We start from the raw sequence: 24,564 nt of genomic DNA, 5'->3' as shown, positions 1-24,564 counted from the left end.
ACTACGTACTGGTCTGTCCGACCTGGCGGTCGTTCCTTCTGGACGTGTCCGAGGCGGAGTTCCGGGACTCCGAGTTCTTCCGCAACTGGCACAGTGAAGATCTCATGCGTACGGTGATCGCGGCGCCGTCCGACGCGGCCCTGTTGTCCCGTCGGCGCACCATCGAGTCGGCCGCCCTGGTGTCCCGTGGCGTCGGCATCCTCTGCACGGCGCTCTACGCCGCCGGGTTCGGCGCCATGGCGCCCGAGCAGTTGCAGAGCACCGGGATGCGGGCCGTCAGCTGGATCGCGGTCGTGGGCATGACGTGCTCCAGCCTCTTCGCCCTCAAGAACTTCCGGCGGCCCGGTTCACGCCGGTACGAGATGCGCAGCGCCCTCCAGGTGGCCCTGGACACCGCCGCGATCATCGTCTTCGTGGTGATCGCCGAGGAGCAGACCCGGGAGACCACCTGGCCGCTGCTGGCGCTGGCCGTGGTGATCGGCGCGGTCCGGCACCGGCTGCCCGGGGCGCTGGCCGTCTGGGCCCTGACCACGGCGATCTTCATCGTGGCGTTCCCGGACTCGGCGGACATCCCGTTCGTGTTCGGCGGCCACCTGATGATCGCGGTGATCACCGGCACCCAGTCGTCCAGCCTGGCCCGGCACCTGCGGACGCTTCACGAGGCCCGGGAGGCGCTGCGGCACCAGGCGACTCACGACGGCCTGACCGGGCTGCCCAACCGCGCCCATCTGGCCGACTGCGCGGACCGGCTCACCGGCTGCCCGCTCGGCGTGCTGCTGCTCGACCTCAACGGCTTCAAACAGGTCAACGACACCCACGGGCACGCCGCCGGGGACCGGCTGCTGCATCTGATCGGCGAACGGCTGACCGGCGCCCTGCGTGACGTCACCGGGTCGGACGACGAGGCGCCGGTGGTGGGGCGGCTGGGCGGCGACGAGTTCCTGGTCCTGTTGCCGGGCGCCGATCACGCCACGGTGGCGGTGGCCTGCGAACGGGTCCGTGAGGCCGTCGGGCGGCCCGCGGATCTCGGTGACGGCGTTCAGGTGACGGTCGGGGTGAGTATCGGGGTGGCGTTGCGGCCGGCCGGGGGAGAGGCGGCCCTCGACGCGCTGACCGCCGAGGCGGACGCCGCCATGTACCGGGAGAAGCGCGGCCGCCGGCACGCCGCCTGAATCGACGCGTTGCGATGAGAGGGTGCCGGGAGTAGGTTGTCAACTGCCCGGGGGCGGGTGGAACGCGCCGTCATACGCCGTTCACTTCCCCCAAGAGGCAGGTCATGAAGAGAAGACTGGCCGTTCTGGCCGCCGTCCTCGTCACCCTCACCGCATCCGTGCTGACCTTCGTCAATCCCGCCTACGCCGCCACCGGCCTGCACGTCGAGGGCCGCGACATCGTCGAGGCCAACGGCAACACGTTCGTGATGCGCGGCATCAACCACATGCACACCTGGTACGCCGGGCAGACCGGCTCGTTCGCCGACATGAAGGCGGCCGGCGCCAACACGGTCCGGGTGGTGCTCAGCGGTGGCCGCTGGACGGCGAACACCGCCGCCGACGTGTCGAACGTGATCAACCTGTGCAAGGCCAACCGGATGATCTGCGTGCTGGAGAATCACGACACCACCGGGTACGGCGAGGACGGCGCCGCCTACACCCTGGACCAGGCCGTGAACTACTGGACCGGCCTGAAGAGCGTGCTGACCGGGCAGGAGAACTACGTCGTCATCAACATCGGCAACGAGCCGATCGGCAACACCGACCCGTCCCAGTGGACCGCCGCGACCGTCGCCGCGATCCAGAAGATGCGCACCAACGGGTTCGAGCACCTGCTGATGATCGACGCCCCTAACTGGGGTCAGGACTGGCAGTACGTGATGCGCGACAACGCCCAGACGGTGCTGGACGCCGACAGCCGGGACAACACGGTGCTGTCCATCCACATGTACTCGGTGTTCAGCTCGGCCTCGTCGATCACCGCCTACCTGGACCACTTCCAGAGCCGCGGCTGGCCGCTGGTGATCGGCGAGTTCGGCTGGCGGTTCGACTCCGGCCAGGTCGACGACCAGGCGCTGATGGCCGAGGCGCAGGCCCGGGGGATCGGCTACCTGGGCTGGTCCTGGGCGGGCAACACCGACCCGATCCTGGACATGACGAACAACTTCGACGCGGCCTCGCTCACCACCTGGGGCCAGCGGATCGTCAACGGGCCGAACGGGCTGAAGGCCACCAGCAAGGAGGCCACCGTCTTCGGCGGCACCCAGCCCAGCTCGCCCGGTTCGTCCTCCCCGTCGGCCTCAGCCTCGCCGTCGGTCTCCTCCCCGTCGCCGTCGCCCAGCTCCGCGTCGCCGTCGCCGTCGATGTCCATGCCGGGCGCCTGCACCGCCACCTACTCGATCGCCGGGCAGTGGCCGGGTGGCTTCCAGGGCGAGGTGAAGGTGACCGCCGGCTCGCCGGTCAGGAGCTGGACCGTGACCTGGACCTACGCCGACGGGCAGACCGTGAGCAACGCCTGGAGCGCCACGGTGACCAGCAGCGGTTCGACCGTGTCGGCTCGCAACGTGAGCTACAACGGCGTCCTCGCGGCCGGGGCGTCGACGTCGTTCGGGTTCCTCGGATCCTGGACCGGGAAGAACAGCGTGCCCACGCTGACCTGCTCGGCCACCTGACCGGGCACGAACCGCCGGGACGTTGCACTGGGAGCGCTCCCATGAAACGATGGGCGCAGACGCGTGCCTGCCCCCGCTCGGCGTCATCCCCATCATGAACAAGGTGCGGCCGGCCTCCAGGGTCGTCTCGCGGCCCGCGAGACGACCCGGAAGCCGGCCGGACCCACCACCTCGGCCCGGTGGTCGCGGCACTGCCTCGACCGGGCAGCGGCTTGCGGCTTTTCCGTACGATATGGTGGTTTTGAGCTAAGCCCAGCCGGACAGGACCTCCTCGACCGTCGCGGGTTTGACGGCCTCCGGGGTGGGCGCGGGCGTGCGGCTCAGGCGCGGCGCCGGCGCCGGCTGGACCACCCCGCCGACCTCGACGAACGCGCCGCGGGCCTGGTTGTGCGGGTGCAGTGGCGCCTCGGTGAGCGACAGGACCGGGCTCACGCAGGCGTCCAGCCCGTCGAAGATCGACGCCCACTCGTCGCGGGTGCGCAGCGCGAACCGTTCGGCGAAGCGCCGGCGCAGCTCCGGCCAGGCGCCGACGTCGAACTGGCCGGGCAGGTCCGGGTCGTCGTCGAGGCCGAGGCCCTTGAGCAGCGCCGCGTAGAACTGCGGCTCCAGCGAGCCGACGGCCAGGTAGCCGCCGTCGGAGGCCCGGTAGGTGTCGTAGAACGGGGCGCCGCCGTCGAGCAGGTTCTGCCCGCGCCCGCCCGGCCAGCGGCCCTCGGCCAGGAAACCGTGCAGGAACGTCATCAGCAGCGAGGAACCGTCGACCATGGCGGCGTCGACCACCTGACCGCGACCCGACCGCCCGCGCTCGACCAGCGCGGCGAGCACACCGACGGCCAGCAGCATGCCGCCGCCGGCGAAGTCGCCCAGCAGGTTGACCGGGGCGTGCGGGCGTTCGCCGGGGCGGCCCAGCGGCTCCAGCGCCCCGGAGATCGCGATGTAGTCGATGTCGTGGCCGGCGGCCGTCGCGAGCGGCCCGTCCTGACCCCAGCCGGTCATCCGGGCGTAGATCAGCCCCGGGTTGATCCGCTCGCAGTCGGCCGGGCCGAACCCGAGCCGCTCGGCGACCCCCGGACGGTAGCCCTCGACCAGCACGTCGGCCCGCTCGACGAGCGCCAGCAGCTCGGCCTTCCCGCCGCCGGACTTGAGATCCAGGGTGACCAGGCGGCGGCCGCGCTGCAGCGGACCGATCGGTCCGGTGCCGCCCGGCCGGTCGACGAGCACCACGTCGGCGCCGAGATCCGCGAGCATCATGCAGCCGAACGGGGCCGGCGCGAGACCGGCCAGCTCCACGACGCGGACACCGTCGAGGGGACCCCTAGAGGACACGCGAGATCAGCTCCTTCATGATCTCGTTCGTGCCGCCGTAGATCTTCTGGACCCGGGCGTCCGCGTACATCTTCGAGATCGGGTACTCGGTGGTGTAGCCGTAGCCGCCGAAGATCTGCAGGCAGCGGTCGACCACCTCGCACTGGCCCTCGGTCAAATACAGCTTGGCCATCGCGGCCGTCGACACGTCCAGCTCACCACGGGCGTGCCGCTGGATGCAGTCGTCCAGGAAGATCCGGGACACCCTGGTCCGGGTCGCGACGTCGGCCAGCACCATCCGGGTGTTCTGGTGGCCGATCAGCGGTTTGCCGAAGGCGGTGCGCTCCTTCGCGTACGCGGTCGCCATCTCCACGGCCCGCTGCATGGCGGCCACCGCGCCCACCCCGATGACCAGCCGCTCCTGCGGCAACTGCTGCATCATCTGGATGAAGCCGGCGCCCTCGGCGCCCAGCAGGTTGGCGGCCGGCACCCGGAAGTCGTCGAAGAACAGCTCCGCCGTGTCGTTCGAGTGCAGGCCGATCTTCTCGATCCGCCGGCCGCGCCGGAAACCCCGCGGGTCGCCGGTGATCTCGCAGACCAGCAGGGACATGCCGTGCGCGCGTGCGGACGTGTCGGTCTTCACGGCCAGGACCAACAGGTCCGCGAGGATCCCGTTGGTGATGAACGTCTTCGAGCCGTTGACCACGTAGTCGTCGCCGTCGCGGATCGCCCTCGTGCGGATCGACTGGAGGTCGGAACCGCCGTCCGGCTCGGTCATCGCGATCGCGCCGACCAGCTCCCCGCTGACCAGGCCGGGCAGCCAGCGCCGCTTCTGCTCGTCGGTGCCGTACTCGTTGATGTACCCGGTGACGATCCCGCTGTGCACCGCGATGCCGAGGCTGCCCTCACCGGCCAGCGTCTGCTCGTGCAGCAGCACGGCCTCGTGGGTGAAGTCGCCGCCCCCGCCGCCGTACTCCTCCGGGATGGAGAGGCCGAGCAGGCCGAGCTCGCCGGCCCGGCGGTAGTGCTCGCGATCGGGGTGGCCCTGCCGTTCCAGCCGCTCGGCGTGCGGCAGCACCTCCTTGGTGAAGAAGGCGCGGGCGAGCTCGGCCAGGTCGTCGTGTTCCGGCTTGCGCCACGGTTCGACGTAACCGTCCAGTCCAGGGGTCGGCATCGACCTACCATCGAGCACTATTGGCGATGTGTCAATAAGCTCGATATGAATTGCCACCATCCATCTGTCGCCGCGATCGATCGATCGATGAAACGGGCATCTCGGAACACGATGAATCCACGTGCCGTAAGGTCTGGCCCGTGGTGCACGCCGAGTCGATGCGCCGGCGCCGGCTCGAGCCCGACGCCCGGCGTGAACAGATCCTGTCGGTGGCGATCCGGCACTTCGGGTCGCGACCCTATGCCGAGGTCTCGACCACCGATGTGGCCCGTGACGCCGGAGTCGCCCGTGGTCTGGTCAACCACTACTTCGGTACGAAGAAGGATCTCTACCTCGAAGTCGTGCGCGTCATGCTGACCGTGCCCGAGGTGGCCCTGGAGCAGCTTCCCGAAGGCGATCTGCCGGAACGGGCCGACTCGATCGTCGGCTACTTCCTCGACGTGGTGTCCCGGCACAGCACCTCCTGGCTGGCCGCGACCGGTGCCGGCGGGATGGCCGGCGATGCCGACGTGAAGCAGGTGATCGCCGAGGCGGTGGACGTCGCGGCGGCCGGCGTGCTGCGCGCCGTCGGGATGGGCGACGATCCGTCGCCGGCGTTGCGTGCGATGAGCCGCTCCTACGTCGGCCTGGCGATCTGGACGGCCCAGGAGTGGCTGCAGCGGGGCGTTCTCACCCGGGATCAGGTGCACGCGCTGCTCGCCACGTCCCTGCTCGCCCTGGTGGACCGGGTGTTCCCGCAGGCCGTCTGAACCGGACCGTCCGGTCCGTCCCGCCTCCGGGTGACGGACCGTGTGTTCCGCCGGGCCGTTCTCCTGGGCCTAGCCTCCTAGGATGCTGGACAAGGTGTGATCCACGGCGCAGCGTCGAGGGATGGGCGCATACCTCGACGAGTACAAGCGCAGCATCGACGACCCGGCCGGCTTCTGGCGTGGCGCGGCCGAACTGATCGACTGGTACCAGCCACCGGACCGGATCCTCGACGACACCGAAGCGCCGATCTTCCGGTGGTTCCCCGGCGCCACGCTCAACACCTGCCACAACGCCCTCGACCGGCACGTCCACAGTGGCCGCGGCGACCAGACCGCCCTGATCCACGACAGCCCGGTCACCTCGGTGGTGCGCGGGTACACGTACCGGGAGTTGCGCGACGAGGTGGCCTCGTTCGCCGGGGCGCTGCGACGGCTCGGCGTGGAACGCGGCGACCGGGTGGTCATCTACATGGCCATGGTTCCGGAAGCGGTCGTGGCGATGCTCGCCTGCGCCCGCCTCGGCGCCGTCCACTCGGTCGTCTTCGGCGGGTTCGGCGCCCGCGAGCTGACCGCCCGCATCGACGACGCCCGGCCCCGGGTGATCGTGGCCAGCTCGTGCGGGATCGAGGCCGGGCGGGTGGTGCCCTACCAGCCGATGCTGTCCGCGGCGCTGGCCGAAGCCGCCCACGTGCCGTCGCGCTGCGTGATCCTGCAGCGGCCGCAGGCACCCTTCGACCTGGTCCCGGGCCGCGATCTGAGCTGGACGGACGCGATCGCCGGGGCGGAACCGGCGGACTGCGTGCCGGTCGCCGCCACCGACCCGCTCTACATCCTCTACACCTCCGGCACCACCGGGCGGCCCAAGGGCGTGGTCCGGGACAACGGCGGCCACGCGGTCGCGTTGCGGTGGTCGATGGAGAAGATCTTCGGGGTACGCCCGGGCGAGGTCTTCTGGGCCGCCTCCGACGTGGGCTGGGTCGTCGGGCACTCGTACATCGTGTACGGGCCGCTGCTGACCGGGGCGACCACGGTCCTCTACGAGGGCAAGCCGGTCGGCACCCCGGACGCGGGCGCGTTCTGGCGGGTGGCGGAACAGCACCGGGTGGCGGCCATGTTCACGGCGCCGACCGCGATCCGGGCGGTCCGCAAGGAGGATCCGGAGGGCAAACTGCTGGCCGGCCGGGATCTGGGCGGTCTGCGGACACTGTTCCTGGCGGGGGAGCGGCTCGACACGCAGACGTACGCCTGGGCGGGTGACCTGCTGGGCGTACCGGTGATCGACAACTGGTGGCAGACCGAGACCGGCTGGCCGATCGCGGCGAGCCCCCGCGGCATCGAGGAACTGCCGACCCGGCCGGGTTCGCCGTCGGTGCCGATGCCCGGATACCGGGTGCGGGTGGTCGGCCCGGACGGGACCGATGTACCGGCCGGCGTCGAGGGGGCGATCGTGATCGGGTTGCCGTTGCCGCCGGGCTGTCTGCCGACGCTGTGGGGCGACGACGAACGCTACGTGCGTTCGTACCTGTCGGCGTTCCAGGGCAACTATCTGACCGGTGACGGGGGGATGTTCGACTCCGACGGCTATCTGTACGTGCTCGGGCGTACCGATGATGTGATCAATGTGGCCGGTCACCGGCTGTCGACCGGGGCGATGGAGGAGGTGCTGGCGGCCCATCCGGCGGTCGCCGAGTGCGCGGTGATCGGGGTGGGCGATCTGCTGAAAGGTCAGGTGCCGCGCGGTTTCGTGGTGTTGCGCAGCGGGGTGGCGCCTGACGTCGCGAAGCTTTCGGCCGAGTTGGTGGCGCTGGTCCGGGAGCGGATCGGGGCGGTGGCGGCGCTGCGGCGGATCGACGTGGTGGCGGCGTTGCCGAAGACCCGGTCGGGGAAGATCCTGCGCGGCACGATGCGGGGGATCGCCGACGGGCGGGAGGAGGCGGTTCCGGCGACGATCGAGAACCCGGACGTGCTGGAGGCGTTGCGGCCGGTGCTGCGTTCACCGCGCGTGTCCGGATAAAGGGTTCGGGTGGTGTGCGGCGCCTGGAGTGACCGGGACCGGCGCCGCACACCACGCTTTCTAGTGGGCGCCGTCCGGGCCGTAGGCGGTGAGGAACTTGTCGCGGAAGTCGCTCATCGGCCAGACGGGGGCGTCGGGGGCCGGTTTGAGGCTGTCGGTCCAGCCCCAGGAGGTGATCCGGTCGAGGACGGCGGGGTCCTTGGCGACGATGGTGATCGGCACGTCGTGGCTGGCGTTGTCGCCGGAGACGACGCTGGACGGCTGGTGGTCGCCGAGGAAGACGAGCACGAGGTTGTCGTCGCCGTACCGCTGGATCCAGTCGATCAGGGTGCTCATCGTGTAGACGACGGACTTGCCGTATTCCTTGCGTACCTTCTTGGTGCTGTTCCAGATCTCCGACTTGCGGGTGGCGGCGGCCGTCTGGGAGTGGTAGACGGAGCCGTCGCCGACCTGGTCCCAGCCGATGGTGCTGGGGATGGGCGCCCACGGGGTGTGGGTGGACAGCAGTGGCATCTCGACCATCAGCGGCGCGCGGCCGGGTTTGGTGTATTCGAGTTCGTTGAAGCGGGTGAGGGTGTACTGGTCGGGCATGCTGGCCCAGCCGAACTTGGGGCCCTGGTAGCCGAGGTTGCGGGAGTCCCAGACCCGGTTGTAGCCGTAGAACTCGCTTTCCGGCCAGGGCCGGCTGTTGCCCGGCATCATGGCGACGGTGTCCCAGTTCGCCGACTTGAACGCCTTCGTGAGGGTGAGCCGTTGGCTGGCGTTGAGGTTGCGGTAGCGGGACTGGTTGTTGATCCACAGTCCGGACAGCAGGGTCGAGTGGGCGAGCCAGCTGCTGCCGCCGAACGTCGGTGAGGTCAGCCAGCCGCTGCGGGCGGCGAATCCGGCGGCCTTGAGTCTGGTGTCGCCGTCGGCGAGCAGCGCGCCGGTGGTCTCGGCGAACTCGGGGGCCTCGATGGCGTTGCGGCCGTAGCTCTCGATGAAGGTGAGGACGAAGTCCTTGCCGCGCAGGGCGGTGAGCAGTTGGTCCGGCGGGACGTCGTGGTACGGGTCCTGGTCGACCTCAGCCGCGAACTCGGCCTCGTTCTCCAGTCCTTCGCGGGCCTGCCCGATGCGGTCCCAGACGTAGGTGGCGGAGGTCCGGGCGGCGAGTGGGACCTCGGCGGTGAGCTGGACGCCGAGGGCGAGGGTGAGCATCCAGGCGGCGGCGATGCCGGTGGCGGTGAACGCGGAGCGGCGGCGGTGCCGGGTGAGCAGGGCGGCGACGCGCAGCATGGCCCAGGTGACGAACGCCGGGGCGGAGAGGCCGAGCACGAGGGCGCCGATGACGGCGGCCCAGGCGGCGAGCCCGCCGTAGGTCTCGTTGACGAAGTTGTAGGCGTCGCCGAACAGTGACCAGTCGAGGACCGGGTCGAACGGGCGGGCCAGGGTGCGGAAGAAGCCCATGTCGAGGCTTTTCTCGACGACCAGCCAGCCGAGCAGGACGCCGATGGTGGAGGCGACCGCGATCCGGGGGCGGCGGGGCAGCACGATGAGCAGCAGGATGATGACCGCGGCCTCGATCGGGATGCGGGCGAAGCTGCCGACGCCGACCCGGCGCAGGACGTTGGGGTAGAGCAGCGCCACGAAGACGGTCAGGCAGGCCACGACGGTCAGGGATCGCGACGTCCACGGCGAGTTCAGCAGCCGTCGTACCCGATGGGGTTTCTCGGGGGTGGGCTCCGGTTCCTTCTCCACCTGGGGTTCTTCGGGCGTGGACGGATCGGCGAGGTCTGTCGGCTGCACGACATGGTGAACGCACCGTGGGCCGGGATGGTTCAGCCGGGTGACCAAGAAGTCGGCTCGGTGGACCGGACGGTCCTGTTCGGGGGTGACCGCGGTTGCCGGACCGGTTGTTCCGCGCGATGCCGGACCGGGGTGGCCGTGCCGGGCGGGACCTGCGACGATGCGGGACCGATCGTTTTCTGGAGGAGCGATGGCCCGCCGCAGGATCAGCCCGTTGCGCTGGAAGCCGCCCGTCCTCGACGACCGGGGGCCCACCGGGCGGCTGCGGGTGGGGCGGCGGCTGCCGACCGGCGGGCGCGGGCCGGAGGATGTGGTGTTCGACGCGGACGGGCGGGTGGTCTGCGGGATCGCGGACGGGCGGATCGTCCGGCTCGACCCGGTGAGCGGGGAACGCACGGTGCTTGCCGACACCGGCGGGCGACCGCTCGGGCTGCACGCCCGCGCCGACGGTTCGGTGCTGGTCTGCGACCACGACAAAGGCCTTCTCGAGGTACGCGCTGACGGTTCCGTGACGACGTTGGTGGACACGGTGGACGGTGTGCCGCTGAGGTTCGCCAGCAACGTCGTGGAGTCCACCGACCGGACGATCTATTTCACCGCGTCGACCAGCCGGTGGAGTCTCGACGACCATCTCGGTGACCTGTTCGAGCACTCGTGCACGGGGCGGCTGCTGCGGCGTGACCCGGACGGGACGGTCACCACCCTGATGAGCGGGCTGAAGTTCGCCAACGGCCTGGTGCTGGCGCCGGACGAGTCGTATCTGCTGGTCGCCGAGACGACCGGTTACCGGGTGCGACGGTTTCTGCTGGCCGGGCCGCGCGCCGGTGAGGTGGAGACGCTGGTGGAGAACCTGGCCGGGTTCCCGGACAACATGTTCCTCGGTGGTGACGGGCTGTTGTGGATCGGGATCGCGGCGCCCCGCAACGGGTTGCTCGACCGGCTGCTGCCGCTGCCCGGCCTGCTGCGGACGCTGGTGTGGAACCTGCCGGAGGCGGTGCGGCCCAAGGCCGTGCCGATCGCCTGGGTCATGGCCTTCGATCTGGACGGCCGGCTCGTGCACGATCTGCGGGCCGCCGACGGGTCCTACGGTTTCGTGACGTCGGTCGCCGAGCGGGACGGGACGATCGTCGCCGGCAGTCTCACCGAACCTGACGTGGCGGTTCTCCGCCTCGGGACCGATTGACCGGCGTGCGTGCGCTAGGGTCGCCGGGATGTGGTTAACCACCCTGGTGCGCAAACACCATGAAGCGGTGAAGTTCCTGTTGGTCGGGGGCGTCTGCTTCGTCACGACAACAGTGATCAACTACGCGCTGAAGCTGACGGTGCTGCACGACAAGCCGGTCACCGCGCTGGCGGTCGCCACGATCATCGCCACCGTCCTGTCGTATGTGCTCAATCGCGAATGGTCCTTCCGCACCCGGGGCGGCCGGGAACGCCATCACGAGGCCGCGCTGTTCTTCTCGGTCAGCGCCATCGGCATCGCCCTCAACTCGCTGCCGCTCGCCGTCTCCCGGTACGTGCTGGACCTGCGCGTTCCGGAGGTGAGCCGTCCGGTCCAGGAGATCGCCGACTTCGTCTCCGGCATCATCCTCGGCACGCTCATCGCGATGTGCTTCCGGCTGTGGGCCTTCAAACGGTTCGTCTTCCCGCATTCCGGTGTCCGGCCGCGCACCCGTGTCCCGCGCGCCCGGCGGGGCCCCCGCAGCGCCCTGGTCCGCCACGAGTCCGAGGTGCAGGACCTTTCGCCGGACCTGCCGCGCGACCCCTTCGCGTGACCTCTCGTGGGCCGCGCCCGGTCGACGGTGCGGACCGCTGGGCAGCGAGTATGCCGTCGGCGCCGGGCGTGTATCGATGGGAATCGCCGGACGCTTACGCCACCGCGACGAAGCTGCGGCTTTGATGGCGGCATGAATCTCGGTACGGCGCGCCGCGCCCTGCTTCCCGGCCTGGTCCTGCTGGGCGTGCTGTACGCCGCCTACGTTGTGCGGCGGCCGCTGCTGATGTCCGCGCCGCGATGCTTCGACGGGCACTGGCACGGCTGCTACGACACCGAGAACGGTGTGGTCCTGATGACGCTGGTGGGGGCGCCGTCGGCCGTACTCCTGGCGTGGGTGTTGAAGGGGTTGCGGCCGGGTCCGATGGCGTGGCGGAGGTCGCTGGCCGAGGTGGGCATGGTCTACGGGACCGTGCCGATGGTGTGGCTCACGTTGATGCCCGGTCCGGGTGCGGGTGTCGTTGCCGGGCGGGTGAGTCTCACTCCGCTGGTGGACCTGGCCGTCATGGGGCCGCTCGGCATCGGCGGCAACCTGCTGATCTTCGCGGCGCTCGGGTTCTTCGCGCCGATCCGGTTCGCGGCGCTGGCGTCGGTGCCGCGGATCCTGGCGCTCGGGGCCGGCTGTTCGGCGCTGATCGAGATCGCGCAGTACACGTTGCGCCTGGACCGGGTGTCCTCGGTCGACGACGTGCTGCTCAACGCGGCCGGTGCGGCGCTGGCCGCGTGCGTGTCCCGCCGCTGGTGGCGGCGTGACGGTGACCGGGTTACCGCGTCGAGATCAGCGGTTAAGATGATTTAAGGGCTAAAATCGCCCAGGAAGGGGCGGTGGCACGCACCCTGACCGGGTGGAGTTACGGCAGCTCAGCTACGTCGAGGCGGTGGCCCGGTACGGCGGGTTCACCCGTGCCGCCGAACGCCTGCACATCGCCCAGAGCGCGGTGTCCGCCCAGATCCGGGCGCTGGAGGTCGAACTGGGCGTCACCCTGTTCGCGCGGACCACCCGCAAGGTGGCGCTCACTCCGGCCGGGGAGATGTTCGTGGCCCGGGCGCGGCGGATCCTCGCCGAACTGGACGGCGCCCGCACCGAGATGAACGAGATCACCGCCGTGGTCAGCGGCCGGGTGACCGTCGGCGCGACCGGCATGCTCGGCCCCTACGACCTGCCGCGGGCGCTGGCCCGGTTCCGCGACCGCTATCCGGGGATCGCCCTGCGGCAGCGTTCCGGGCTGCTGGTCAGCCTGCTCGGCGCGCTGGATCAGGGTGAGCTGGATCTGGTCATCGGGGCGGTGCACGCCGAGATGCCGCCGCGGTTCGACGCGCTGCCGCTCGCCGACGAGCAACTGATCCTGGCGCTGCCGGTCGGCCACCCGCTCACCCGCTCCGGCCGGCTCACCCTGGGCGAGGCCCGCGACGAGCCGTTCGTGAGCCTGCCGCCGGGCAGCGGGCAGCGCTGGATCCTCGACGACACGGCCCGGTCGGCCGGGTTCACGGCCCGCGTGCAGTACGAGACGGACGGCCCGGCCGGCATCCGCTCGCTGGTGGCGGCCGGCCTGGGGGTGGGCCTGCTGTCCCGGTCGGCGGCCGAGGACCCGTGCGGCCCGGCCATCGAGATCCGCCACCTGCATCCGCCGCCGGTGCACCCGCCGATCGGCGTGATCCACCACCGGGACCGGCCGTTGAACGCGGCCGCCCAGTCGCTGCGCCACCACCTGGTCGAGATGGCCGGCCCCCGCCCCGACCCGGCACACCGCGACGAGGCCGAGGCCGGGGCATCGCTCGATCCGTGACCCGCAAGCGTGAGGGCGGCGCCCGGTTCGGCGGGTGGTCAGAGCTTCTTGACGACGACCTTCTTGCCGGAGGCCTTGACCGAGTAGGTGACGGTCTTCTTCGTCCACGGGTTGGTGCCGAAGACCCGCACACCGCCGGAGACGTTCTTGACCTTGACCATGGCGACGCCGGCGTAACTGTTCACCGCCGACGCGTCGGCGCGGACCACCCTGCGCAGCGTCGTGACGTTCACCTTGCGGCCCTTGGCGGCCTTGCGGGTGTCGGCGGCGCCGAGCGACGCGGCGCGCTTCACGGTCTCCGGCATGGTCAGGTAGGCGACACCGGTGGCCAGGGTCTTGTGGTCGATCGTCTCGGCGGCCGCCGGCTTGTGCACCGTCTGCGGGCCGTAGGAGTAGTCCAGCGACACCTCGCTGGTGCCGCCGTCCTCGGTCATCGTGGCGTCGGTGCCGGTCAGCACCGCATCGGCGCCGACGTGCAGAGTGATCGACACACCGTCCCCGGCGGTGAACGCGTAGTGCGCCGAACCGTCCTCATGCGCCGTCCGCGTGCCCGCGACCGCGTAGTCCTCGACCAGGTCGCCCGGGTCGGGGGCGCTGTCCTCCAGGCTGACCGTCTTGTCGGCGACGAAGACGTACTTCACCGCGGACCGGCCCATCATCTTGAGCGCGTCCACCTGCGGTCCACCGCTGATCGACTGGTAGACACCGTCACCCTCGTCCAGCACGAGCGTCGTCGCCCCGAACCCGTCGACCGCGAAGACGTCGGAGAGCAGCCCGTGCGTACGGTCGGCGGTGATCGTCTCGGTGCCGGTCACGGACTTCCCGGATTCCGTGAACCGGTAGCCGGCGGCGCCCTTCCAACCCTCCGCGGCGGCCGTGTCGCTGGCCGCCGACACCTTCTCCAGCGCCGCCTTCATCTCGGCCGCGGTGAGCTGGGTGGTGGTGTCGGCGGCGTAGGCGGCGCCGGGCGCGACGAGCAGGCCGGCGGCCACGGCCGCGGAAGCGAGCAGAACGGCGGGGCGGGTGAGAACGGACATGCGGCAGAACCCCAAGCGGTCGAGAAGCGGAAGTGTCAGGCGCCGCTAGGGATCGGTCGCCGCCGCGCCCGCATGAGGTTCCGCACGGTGTCACTTCGTCAAGCACCCCGCCTTCACGTCCTCGATGAACGCGGCCCAGGTGAACGCCGCGAAAGCGGGCGTCCGCCGGCCCGGTCCATGCTGTCCCGAACACCGGCGACACCCGCCAGACAGCGCCCACGGCCGGCCGGCGCCGTGCGGCCGGTGCTGAGCGCGGCCTCACCAACGCCGAAACAGCACCGACCCTGCTGGCGAAATCGTCTGCCCCCGCCCACCCGCCTGCACGCCCGCCGGGCGGGCGGGGCGCCCAGCGCACCGATCGTGTGCCCCGAGCACTGCTGTGACACTCGTGAGCGACCACGCAGGGCCCTGCATGCGTGCCGAATCGCTCGGCCCCGTCCGCCCGCCGGGCGGGCGGGCGCCCACAGCGCACCGACGGCGCGCCCTGTCGTTCTGTCGTTCTGTCGCCTTGTCGCCCTGGCGTCCGGTGGGCCAGCGTGCAGGGCGATGTGTGCTCGGAGAACGCGACACCCGTAGTGGGTGTGAGGACACCCGCTGCGGGTGTCATGTCTGCGGAACACCGATGCCGTGATCCGTGTCCGGTCTCCCCGGATGGGGATTCGTTTCTGCGTGCGCTGCCGGCTGGTGATCGTGGTGGTGGCGGCGTGTGGCGGCCGTCCGGTGCCGCACGGTGAAGTCCAGGGGACAGCGTCAGCGGCGGTCGCCCGGGGAGTCATCACCGGCCGGCCGGGTCGTTTCGCCGGTCTTGCTCGGGGACGAGCGCACCGTTCACGTAATGCCGTCTACATGCGCAACCGCCGCAGCGGACGGGTCTTCACCGGTCTTGGACCGCCGACCGCCGACCGCAGGTCATCGAATCCCTGGTCCAGGTCCGGTTCCGCTACCCGGCACCCGCGTCGTGGGGCCTGGCGAAGCAGGGCCGGACCGGATATGCGCTGGTAGCGAGCCTCTATTGATAAGCCGGCAGGGTCAGCGTCTACGGCCGGCCGAACAAGATCAGCCGGAATCCGGGCAGTCCGGCCGTCCGGGCGTACCGGATCTGGTTTTTCAGGAGAGTGACCGGGCAACTGAGCACGATGGACGTTCGGGGCGAAGCGGCGGTCACGCCGGTGCGGCGGGGGTGGAGCACGGCGCTGGTGCTCGCCGGGGCGATGTTCCTCGTGCTGTTCGACAGCCTGGCGGTGGCCACCGCGCTGCCCGCCATCGGGGACGAGTTCGGGCTCTCGCCGGGGCGGTTGCAATGGGTGGTGACGCTCTACTCGCTCAGCATCGGGGGGTTCCTGGTGCTCGGCGGGCGGGTCTGCGATCTGTGGGGCCGTCGCCGGACGATGGTGGCGAGTCTCGCGCTGACCGCTGTCGGTCTGCTCGTGGCCGGGGTGGCGCCGGGAGCGGGGCCGCTGCTCGCCGGACGGGTCATGCAAGGGGTGGGGGCCGCGTTCGCGATTCCGGCGGCGCTCGCCTCGGCGGGGACGCTGTTTCCGGAGGAGCCGTGGCGCAGCCGGGTCTTCTCGGTGGTGGCGTCGGCGGCCAACACGGCCGGGATCGCCGGGGCGGTCGGCGGTGGGCTGATCACCTCTCTGCTCGGCTGGCGGTGGCTCTTTCTGATCGTCGTGCCGGTCGCTGTCATCGCGGTGGTGGTGGCCCTGCGAGTCCTGCCGCCGGACGCGCCGGGAGAGACGTGGCGCGGGCTGGACGTGGGTGGGGCGGTGCTGGTCACCGGTGGGCTGGTGGCCGTGATCCACGGTGCCGGGCAGGTGGGGGAGCGCGGTCCGGGAGCCGGCGCGCTGCTGCCGGTGCTCGCCGGGCTGGCGATGCTGGGGGCGCTCGTCCGGTGGGAGCGGCGGGCCGCCGCGCCGCTGATCAAGCCGTCGGTGGTGCGGTCGCGGCGGCTGACCGCCTGCTGTCTGGCATTCGCCGCGCATTCGGCGGCCTACTCGGCGGTGGTCGTCGTCGGGAGCCTGGCGTTGCAGGAACGGCACGGCCTGTCGGCCGCGCAGGCCGGGCTGGCGCTCGCGCCGATGCTGGTGAGCGCGCTGATCAGCGCGGTTCCGGCGAGTGCACTGGTGCGACGGTACGGAACACGCGCGGTGGCCGCGACCGCACTGCTGGTGTGTTCGGCGTCCCTGGCGCTGGCCGGTTCTCAGGCCGACGACGGTCCGGTGCCGGTGATCATCGTCTGCCTGGCGGTGTGGGGGCTCTCCGGCGGGCCGATATATGTGGCCCTGACCCGGTCCGCGGTCGTCGACGCGGCGCCCGCCGACCGGGGTGTGGCGTCGGCGCTGTTCGAGTCGACGAGCCATGTGGGCGGGGCGATCTCGGTCGCCGTCTTCCTGTCGATGATCGGCGCGGGGGCGGGGTACGGCGGAGCGCAGCTCCTGGGCGCCGCGGTCAGCGTCGCGGGCGTTCTGGCGCTGCTGACGATCGTGCCGCCGGGCCGTTCGGATCGGGGAACGTCCGCGAAGCCCGGCGATCATGCCGCGGCCCGTGCGGATCGGTGACGTCGCGGGGGTCGTCGGAATCGGTGAACCGTCCGCTGTGGACCGGAAAGGATTAGGGCTATGCTTCCGGCCATGACCGACAGTGACGCGGCCAACCTCGACTCGAGCGTGCCGCACTCGGCCCGGGTGTGGAACTACTGGCTCGGTGGGAAGGACAACTTCCCGGTGGACCGGGCGGTCGGCGACGACTTCGCGAATCTGTATCCGGACATCGAGGTGGTGGCCCGGCACTCGCGGGCGTTCCTGAAACGGGCGGTCACCTTCCTGGTGCGGGAGAAGGGGATCCGGCAGTTCCTGGACGTCGGCACCGGCATGCCGACCGCGGAGAACACGCACCAGGTGGCGCAGGCCGCGGACGCCGGCGCGCGGATCGTCTACGTCGACAACGACCCGCTGGTGCTGGTGCACGCGCGGGCGCTGCTGACCAGTACGCCCGAGGGCAGGACGGACTACATCGACGCGAATCTGCACGAGCCCGCCGAGATCATCAAGGGCGCGCGGGAGACGCTGGACCTCGATGAGCCGGTCTGTCTCATCCTCATGAACATCCTCGGTCACGTGCCCGATCTTGATCAGGCGGTGTCGATCGTTCGCGAGCTGCTCGCGGCACTGCCGTCCGGCAGTTACTTCCTCACCGCCGACGGGACGAACGTGATCGACGGACCGGCGTTCGAGGAGGCGATCGGGGTGTGGAACGCGAATGCCCCCCTGTCGTACCACCTGCGTCACCCCGACCAGCTCAGCCGTTTCCTCGAGGGCCTCGAAGTGCTGGAGCCGGGCCTCGTGCCGTGCTCGAAGTGGCGCCCGGCCGCCGACGCGGCCGGCGAGGACCTGCGCGAGGTCGACGAGTTCGGGGCGGTCGCCCGCAAGCCCTGAGCGGGGACACGGGAAAGGGCGGTCGCCCGCAAGCCCTGAGCGAGGACACGGGAAAGGGCGCTCGCCGCAAGCCCTGACCGGGGAGCCGGGAAGGGCGCGAGCCTTGAGCGAGGCCACGGCGAAGGGCGGCAACCCGCACAAGGTCGCCGCCCTTCGCCGTTTTCATGTGGGCTGGGCCAGCAGAAGGTCGGCGGCCGGCTGAGGGCGGGCGAAGTGGTAGCCCTGGGCCGTGTCGCAGCCCAGGGCGGCCAGCGCCGCCGCGGTGGCCGCGTCCTCGACACCTTCGGCGACGACCGTGAGACCCAGGTTGTGGGCCAGGTCCACCGACGAGGCGACCAGGGCGCGGCTGCTCGCGTCGGTCACCATGTCGGCCACGAACGAGCGGTCGATCTTCAGCTCGTCGACGGGCAGCAGCTTCAGGTAGGTCATCGACGAGTAGCCCGTACCGAAGTCGTCGATCGAGGTTTTGACCCCGAGGGCCCGGACCCGGTGCAGGGCGTCGATCGTCGTGGTGGGGTCGGACATCACCGTGTGTTCGGTGATCTCGATGCACAGCAGTTCGCCGGGCACCCCGCTGGACTCCAGCAGCGCGGCCAGCCGGTCCGGGAACGAACCGTCGAGCAGGCTGCGGGTGGACAGGTTGACGGCGACCGGGATGTGCCGGCCGGCGTCCATCCATTCGCGGGCCTGCTGCAACGCGATGGTGAGGACCCGCTCGGAGAACGGGTGGATCAGGCTGGTGGTCTCCAGCACCGGCACGAACTGGCCGGGCGGCACCGGGCCGCGGGTGGGGTGGTGCCAGCGGGCCAGGGCCTCGACCCCGGCGACGGCGCCGTCGGCCAGGCCGATCTTCGGCTGGTAGTGCAGGGTGAACTGGGAGGTGTCGGTCAGCGCCCGCCGCAGGTCGCCGAGCAGGTTGAGCCGGTCGGCGCTGTCCTGTCCGGATTCTCCGGTGAACCGGCGGTACCCGTCGTGCTGCGACTTGGCGTCGTGCAGGGCGCTGGCGGCGTGCCCGAGCAGGGTGCTGACGTCGTCGCCGTCGGCCGCGGTGGCCGCGCCGATGCTGATCTCCAGGTCGACGGTGAGGTCGTCGAGCTGGAACGGCTCGTCGAAGGTCTCCCGCAGCCGGGCCGCCACGTTCTCGGCCCGGGCCGGGTCGAGGTCGCGCAGCAGGATCGCGAACTCGTCGCCGCCGGTACGCGCGATCAGGTCGGTGTCACGTACCACGGCGGACAGACGCCACCCGGCCTCGGCCAGCAGCCGGTCGCCGACGTGCGGGCCGAGTTGGTCGTTGACGTGCCGGAAGCCGTTGATGTTGACGGTCAGCACGGTGACGCCGGGCGTGGTGCGGACCGGCCCGGTCACGTCCAGCGCCCGCTGCAGGTGCGCGGTGAACGCGGCCCGGTTCGGCAGCCCGGTGAGCATGTCGGTGGCGGCCATCGTCTCCACCTGGCGACGGTGGGCGCGGCTGTTCCAGCCGAACAGGGCCAGCGCGAGCAGGCTCAGCAGGAACGTGACGATGCTGGCGACGAGCAGCCGCCGGGAGTCCTGGCGGGCGTCGGCCAGGCGTTCGGCGTACTCCCGCTGGTAGCGGTTCTGCAGTTCGTGCAGCTGGGCGGCGTTGCGCCGGTAACTGGGCGAGATCGCGGTCTCCAGCGTCTGCCGCGCCTTGGCCGTCTCGCCGCGGTCCAGCATCGACAGATACCAGATGATCACCTGCCGCAGGTTGATCTGCCGCTGGGCGATGGTGGCCGCCTCCGGGGTGACCTCGGCGATCCGCAGCGTCGCCTGGTACGTCTCGGTGTCCGCGTCGAGCACCTGCAGCCGTTGCGCGCCCCGCGGGTTGTTGACGCTCGCCTCGATCAGCGCCATCTCCCACGCCGACAGGTAGGCGGCCTGCTGGTAGGCCGACACCTGGTCGCCGTTGCGGGCGATGTCCTCGACGATGCGGGCGTGCCGCTGACTGTCCACCAGCGCGAACCCGGACAGGCACGCGAGCGAGGCGACCAGGGTGCCGAACACCCAGCGCCGGGAACGGTGTCTCATCCGGCCACCACCCGGTTGCGGCCGGCGCGCTTGGCGTCGTACAGGGCCTCGTCGGCGAGCTTGAACAGATGGCTGGGCTCGTGGCCGGTGAGCGGGGCGCCGGCGGTGACGCCGACGCTGACGGTGACGATGCCGCCGTCGGCGAGCGCGTGCGGGGCCCGCAGCAGGGACACGGCACGGCAGGCCCGCTCGGCGGCGACCAGCGCGTTCTCCGGTGAGGCGCCGGGCATCACGATGCAGAACTCCTCACCGCCGTATCGGGCCACCAGATCGGTGGACCGTACGCTCGTGCGCAGCGCCTCCGCCACCAGCCGCAGGCAGTCGTCACCGCCCTGGTGCCCGTAGTGGTCGTTGTACTTCTTGAACTCGTCGATGTCGATCATCGCGAGGCCGACCGGTTCCCCGGCCCGGTGCGCCCGCTGCCAGGCGTCGTCGAGGAACGCGGTGAGCTTGCGCCGGTTCGGCAGCCCGGTCAGCGGGTCGGTGACGGTGAGCAGTTCGAGGCGGCGGTTGGCCTCGGCCAGTTCCTCGGTGCGCTCGGCGACGGCCCGTTCCAGCGACGCGTACACCTGGGCGTTCTCCAGCGAGACGGTGAGCTGGCCGGCGATCAGCAGCACCGCGTCCAGGCGCCCGGCCGAGAAGGCACGACGGCTCAGCCGGTTCTCCAGCACCAGCACGGCGCGCGGCCGGCCGTGGCCGAGGACCGGAACCACCAGCAGCGAGCAGTGCTCCAGCCCGGCCAGGTACGGGTCCCGGCCCACCCGGTCGTCCAGGGCCACGTCGTCGACGAGCAGCGGTTCGCGGGTGCGTTCGGCGTGCCGGACGGCGGTGAGCGGCAGCAGGCCGAGCCGGGCCGCCTCGTCGGCGCTCATCTCCGGCCGGTCGCCGTCGGCGGGCAGCACCCACCCGCCGGCACGGTCGTCGCGCAGCACCACGTGCACGGCGGTGGCCCCGGTCATCGCGCCGAGCACCTGCCGCACCCGGGCGCGCAGCGCGTCCAGGCTGGTCTCCGAGCTGAGCGCCCGGGCCGCTTCGAGGACCGCCAGCAGGTCGATCACCTCGGTGGACAGGCTGACACTGTGCGAACCGCCGAGGGTGGCGGCGCGCCCGGACGTGCCGGCGACCGCCGAGCCGAGCGCCGGATGGGTGCGTTTGAGGGCGTGCACCTTGGCGGTGGCGCCCCAGCGGGCGTACCCGGCCAGCGCCTCGGCCAGCAGCCGGGCGCCGACGTGCTCCAGCCCGCCGTTCAGATAGAACAGCGCGGCCCGCTCGGTGATCAGCGGCGCGTGCCAGGACCGTCCGGCGGTGGCGGCGTCGGCCATCGCGGCGTCGTACGCGGCCGCCGCCGTCGCGAAGTCGCCGAGCGCCACGGCCCGGGTCGCCACCGCGAACCGGTGCAGGTGCCGGAAGTTGCCCGGCTGGTCGGCGGCGCGGGCGGCCAGGAACGCGACACTGCGGTCCAGCACGGTCAGCGCCGCGTCGCGGTCGTCGCCGGTGGCGGTCCGCGCGGTCACCTCGGCGGCGAGCGCGGCCAGCACGTGTCCCGGAACGTTGAGATAGACGCCCGGCAGCGTGGGCAGCAGCGCGAACCCGGTCGCACTGTGCCTGGTCAGGGCCTCGTCGTCGCCGAAGATCGCCGCGGCGAGCGCCCGCATGGTCGAGTAGTAGGCGGTGGCCGCCTCGTTGCCGGCCAGCGTCCGCAGGTAGGTGTCGTCGAAGGTGGTCTCGCCGCGCAGCGTGCCGACCAGGCGGGCCGCGATGACGAACATGGCACTGTCCGCCCCGGCACCGATCCGCTCGCCGAACGCCAGAGCCGCCCGCGCCTCCCGGTGGAAGGACTCCAGGTCGGCCGAGCACTCCATCGTCTGCGGCACCGACGCGAAGTAGGTGTAGAGGGCGCTGCGCAGGTCGCCGCCGCGCAGCAGCCCGTCGCGGGCCTGGTGCGCCAGCCGTACGCCGGTCTCCAACGGCTCGAACCACGGCACCGTGGCGAGCGCGTGCATGAACCGCACCTGGGAGATCTCCGGCTCGTGGCCGTACTCCTCGGCGGCCGCCAGCACCCGGCACATCGCCTGGTAGGCGGCCCGGTGGTCGCCGCCGGTGGCGATCGTGAGCACACCCAGGTTGCCGAGCGCACCGGTCAGCGCGGCACACGTGCCGTGCGCCGACCACAGATCGGCGGCCTCCACCACGAGCCACGCCATCGTCGTACGGTCGGCGAAGAACGCGGCCGGATTCAACTTGTTCATCAGATGGGCGATGGCCAGCAGCCGCGGATCGGTCAGCTCCGGCCGCACGTCGCCGGAGGTGGCCAGGCGCTCGTAGAAGGCGGCCAGCCCGGCCCCGGTCCGCGCGCCCATCGCGGCCGGCTCGGGCACGTCCACGCCGAGCCGGGCGAGCAGGCCCAGCCCGAGAGTGAGGGCGTCGCCGAGCATCCGGCGGCTGGTGAGTGCCCCGATCTGCTCGGCCGCCGGGCGGGCCAGCCACACCGGGTCGTCCGCGCCGGCGTGCAGTTCGGCGAAGACACGGTCGGCGTCGTCGAACCGGGCCAGCGCGCACAGGGCGGCATGCCGGTCGGCGCGCGTGTCCGCGTACCCCGCATCGGTCTCGTCGAGAAGGCGCAGCGCGACCGCGAGATGAGCCTCGGCCCCCGCGTGGTCGGTGACCAGCCGCGCGGAGTGCGCCGCCCGGCGCAGCAGAGCCGCCGCCGAGGCGCGTTCGGCCGGATCGGTGAGCAGGTCCGCGGCGGCGAGATAGAGCGCCGCGGCGGCCGGGGCGGGCGCCAGGCGGCGGGCCAGCGACAGGCTCAGCCGGGCCCGGTCGTCGCCGGACAGGCGGGCGTACGCGGCCTGATGCACCCGGTCGTGCCGGAACCGCGCCCGGTCGCCGTCGACCACGACGAGACCGTCGTCGACGGCCGGGCGCAGCGCCGGCGACGCCTCCAGGGAGTCGCCGAGGCAGGCCATCATGTCGACGAGGCCGCGGGTCTCCGCGGGCAGCGCCGCGATCCGGGCGCCGAGCAGCGCCACCACGTCGCCGTGGCCGGCGAAGTCGCGCACCTCGGCCGGGTTCCAGCGCCAGCCGCCGCCCTCGGGGACGAGCACGCCCTCCCGGCGCAGCGCGCTGATCAGCTCGACGGTGTCGAACGGGTTGCCGGCGGTCCGGCCGGCCAGCACGGCGGCCAGCGGCGCCGCCTCCGGCCGGGGCAGGCGCAGCATCTCGGCGATCAGCTCGGTCAGGTCGTCGCGGCCCAGGTCGGCCAGCGGCACCCGGTGGGCGCGGGCCACGATCGCGGTCAGCGGGTGCGCCGCGTCGACGTCCGCCTCCCGGTACGCGCCGAGCACCAGCAGGCCCGGCAGATCGCCGGAGTCCAGCACGTCGTCGAGGAACCGGAACGACGCGCCGGACGCCCACTGCAGGTCGTCGAGGAAGAACACCACCGGACGGCCGGCGCCCGCCACGGTCCGCAGCAGGGTCAGCGAGGCCGTGCGCAGGCGCGCGAACACCGCCCGCGGGTCGCCGCCGGACGGGTCCTCCGGCGTCACCGCCAGCAGCGGACGCAGTGCCGGCGCCATGGCCGCGACCAGGCCGCGGTCCGGGCCGAGGGCGGCACGCAGCCGCTCGCCCAGTTCCGCGACCACGTCCTCCGGCTCGGCCAGCAGCTGGGTGCCGAGCTGGCCGAACGCCGCCCGGATCGGGCCGCCGCCGGCGTCGTGGTGGAACTGGTCGAACTTGCCGGACACGAACCGGCCACCGGCCGCGGCCAGCGCCGGGCGCAACCGGTCGACCAGGGCGGTCTTGCCGACGCCGGGCGGTCCGGTGATCAGCGCGAGCCGGCCGGCCCCGGCGTTCGCCTCGGCCAGCAGCGTGTGCAGGGCGGCCAGCGGCGCGTCCCGGCCGATCAGCCGGGCCGGCGCGGCCAGGCGCAGCGGGAAGTCGTGCCCACCCAGCTCGAACGTGCCGCCGGCGCGGGCCAGCGTGAGGTCGTGGGCCAGGCCCTCACCGCTCTGGTAGCGCTGCTCCGGCTCCTTGCACAGCAGCCGCAGGATGATCCGCGACAGCGTGTCCGGGATCGCCGGGTTCACCTCGGCGGGTGGGACCGGGACGCGGGCCAGGTGGTCGTGGACCAGGCTGAGCGGCTCCCGGTCGCGGCCGAACGGCGGCGCGCCGGTGGCCAGCTCGTACAGGACGGCGCCGAGCGCGTACAGGTCGCTGCGGTGGTCGACCGGGCGGCCGGTGCGCCCGGTCTGCTCCGGCGACAGGTACGGCAGCGTCCCGGCCAGCACGTCACCGGCCTTCCGCCCGGGGCTCCCGGCCAGCTCGAAGTCGATCAGCGTGGCCCGGCCGTCGTCGTGGATCAGCACGTTCGCCGGGCTCACGTCCCGGTGCACCACACCGCGCCGGTGAATCCCGGCGAGCACGCCGGCCAGCCGCGTCGCCAGCTCCGTCAGCGCCTCCGGCTCCCACGGCCCGTCAAGATCGGCGAGGGTACGCGCGGACGCGTCCACCAGCGTCAAGGACACCTCGTCCGGCTCCCCGGCCAGCCGCGGTGTGCCCGGCAGGCCCGCGAGCCGGCGCAGCACCGCGATCTCGTCGCGCAGGCGGTCGGCGGCGCCCGGCCCGAGCGGCTGCTTGCGGATCACCCAGCCGCCGTCCGTCACGCGAACGCGCGAGACGCGGGTGCGGTCGCTGTCGTACAGCACTTCTTCCAGGCCGTTGAGAGTCACGACGTGCGAATCGGCCCGTCCCGGCCCGGTGTGAGCCTTGCTACCGCACCGCCACCGTCCACCGGCC

At 71.9% G+C, this 24,564-nt stretch carries 16 protein-coding genes; 10 read left to right on the top strand and 6 right to left on the bottom strand.

Going from position 1 to position 24,564, the window contains the following annotated elements; all coding sequences use genetic code 11:
• Both AB0I88_RS32320 and AB0I88_RS32315 read left to right on the top strand, forming a co-directional pair.
• A partial coding sequence (locus AB0I88_RS32320) for a GGDEF domain-containing protein (protein WP_361033337.1) occupies nucleotides 1-1,172 on the top strand: 1,172 nt, incomplete at its 5' end.
• Nucleotides 1,173-1,276: 104 nt separating this feature from the next.
• Nucleotides 1,277-2,665 (top strand): cellulase family glycosylhydrolase, encoded by a 1,389-nt coding sequence (locus tag AB0I88_RS32315; protein ID WP_361033334.1) that lies wholly within the window; start codon nucleotides 1,277-1,279, stop codon nucleotides 2,663-2,665.
• Between the two features lie 246 nt (nucleotides 2,666-2,911).
• Here AB0I88_RS32315 and AB0I88_RS32310 read toward each other — a convergent pair whose 3' ends face one another.
• Together AB0I88_RS32310 and AB0I88_RS32305 are read right to left on the bottom strand one after the other, a co-directional pair.
• Nucleotides 2,912-3,991 (bottom strand): CaiB/BaiF CoA-transferase family protein, encoded by a 1,080-nt coding sequence (locus AB0I88_RS32310; RefSeq protein WP_361033331.1) that lies wholly within the window; start codon nucleotides 3,989-3,991, stop codon nucleotides 2,912-2,914.
• Nucleotides 3,981-5,144, bottom strand: a complete 1,164-nt coding sequence (locus AB0I88_RS32305; protein WP_361033328.1) for an acyl-CoA dehydrogenase family protein — start codon at nucleotides 5,142-5,144, stop codon at nucleotides 3,981-3,983. Before AB0I88_RS32305 ends, AB0I88_RS32310 begins: the two co-directional genes overlap by 11 nt.
• Before the next feature lie 140 nt (nucleotides 5,145-5,284).
• On the opposite strand from AB0I88_RS32305, the gene AB0I88_RS32300 reads away from it, so the two are divergent.
• Nucleotides 5,285-5,893 (top strand): TetR/AcrR family transcriptional regulator, encoded by a 609-nt coding sequence (locus AB0I88_RS32300; protein ID WP_361033325.1) that lies wholly within the window; start codon nucleotides 5,285-5,287, stop codon nucleotides 5,891-5,893.
• Between the two features lie 121 nt (nucleotides 5,894-6,014).
• Nucleotides 6,015-7,907, top strand: a complete 1,893-nt coding sequence (locus AB0I88_RS32295; RefSeq protein ID WP_361033322.1) for a propionyl-CoA synthetase — start codon at nucleotides 6,015-6,017, stop codon at nucleotides 7,905-7,907.
• Between the two features lie 60 nt (nucleotides 7,908-7,967).
• Here the strand turns inward: AB0I88_RS32295 and AB0I88_RS32290 are convergent, their stop codons facing one another.
• Complete coding sequence (locus AB0I88_RS32290) at nucleotides 7,968-9,644, bottom strand: sulfatase-like hydrolase/transferase (protein ID WP_361033318.1); 1,677 nt, start codon at nucleotides 9,642-9,644, stop codon at nucleotides 7,968-7,970.
• Between the two features lie 238 nt (nucleotides 9,645-9,882).
• Between AB0I88_RS32290 and AB0I88_RS32285 the strand changes: the two genes are divergently transcribed.
• From AB0I88_RS32285 to AB0I88_RS32270, 4 genes are all read left to right on the top strand, one after another.
• Complete coding sequence (locus tag AB0I88_RS32285) at nucleotides 9,883-10,875, top strand: SMP-30/gluconolactonase/LRE family protein (RefSeq protein WP_361033315.1); 993 nt, start codon at nucleotides 9,883-9,885, stop codon at nucleotides 10,873-10,875.
• A 67-nt stretch (nucleotides 10,876-10,942) separates the two neighbouring features.
• Nucleotides 10,943-11,467 carry a GtrA family protein gene (locus AB0I88_RS32280; RefSeq protein WP_361033312.1) on the top strand — a complete coding sequence of 175 codons (525 nt, stop codon included), beginning with the start codon at nucleotides 10,943-10,945 and terminating at the stop codon, nucleotides 11,465-11,467.
• Between the two features lie 132 nt (nucleotides 11,468-11,599).
• Complete coding sequence (locus AB0I88_RS32275) at nucleotides 11,600-12,265, top strand: VanZ family protein (protein WP_361033309.1); 666 nt, start codon at nucleotides 11,600-11,602, stop codon at nucleotides 12,263-12,265.
• Between the two features lie 46 nt (nucleotides 12,266-12,311).
• The gene (locus AB0I88_RS32270) at nucleotides 12,312-13,253 is read left to right on the top strand and encodes a LysR family transcriptional regulator (RefSeq protein WP_361033306.1); all 942 of its coding nucleotides are present in this window, start codon (nucleotides 12,312-12,314) and stop codon (nucleotides 13,251-13,253) included.
• A 38-nt stretch (nucleotides 13,254-13,291) separates the two neighbouring features.
• Here the strand turns inward: AB0I88_RS32270 and AB0I88_RS32265 are convergent, their stop codons facing one another.
• On the bottom strand, nucleotides 13,292-14,290 hold the full coding sequence (locus tag AB0I88_RS32265; protein WP_361033303.1) for a hypothetical protein: 999 nt from the start codon (nucleotides 14,288-14,290) through the stop codon (nucleotides 13,292-13,294).
• A 1,136-nt stretch (nucleotides 14,291-15,426) separates the two neighbouring features.
• Here AB0I88_RS32265 and AB0I88_RS32260 point away from each other — a divergent pair.
• Both AB0I88_RS32260 and AB0I88_RS32255 read left to right on the top strand, forming a co-directional pair.
• Entirely contained in the window at nucleotides 15,427-16,848 is a 1,422-nt protein-coding gene (locus AB0I88_RS32260) for an MFS transporter (protein WP_361033300.1), read from the top strand.
• Nucleotides 16,849-16,920: 72 nt separating this feature from the next.
• On the top strand, nucleotides 16,921-17,724 hold the full coding sequence (locus tag AB0I88_RS32255) for an SAM-dependent methyltransferase (protein WP_361033296.1): 804 nt from the start codon (nucleotides 16,921-16,923) through the stop codon (nucleotides 17,722-17,724).
• A 162-nt stretch (nucleotides 17,725-17,886) separates the two neighbouring features.
• Here the strand turns inward: AB0I88_RS32255 and AB0I88_RS32250 are convergent, their stop codons facing one another.
• Together AB0I88_RS32250 and AB0I88_RS32245 are read right to left on the bottom strand one after the other, a co-directional pair.
• Nucleotides 17,887-19,770, bottom strand: a complete 1,884-nt coding sequence (locus AB0I88_RS32250; protein ID WP_361033293.1) for a bifunctional diguanylate cyclase/phosphodiesterase — start codon at nucleotides 19,768-19,770, stop codon at nucleotides 17,887-17,889.
• Nucleotides 19,767-24,497: a diguanylate cyclase gene (locus AB0I88_RS32245; RefSeq protein ID WP_361033288.1), complete on the bottom strand. Its 4,731-nt coding sequence runs from the start codon at nucleotides 24,495-24,497 to the stop codon at nucleotides 19,767-19,769. The genes AB0I88_RS32250 and AB0I88_RS32245 overlap by 4 nt, the downstream gene beginning before the upstream one ends.
• Nucleotides 24,498-24,564: the final 67 nt, after the last annotated feature.

The organism is Actinoplanes sp. NPDC049802, assembly GCF_040656595.1.
Taxonomy (GTDB): Bacteria; Actinomycetota; Actinomycetes; order Mycobacteriales; family Micromonosporaceae; genus Actinoplanes.
This window is presented reverse-complemented; position numbering and strand designations above follow the sequence as displayed.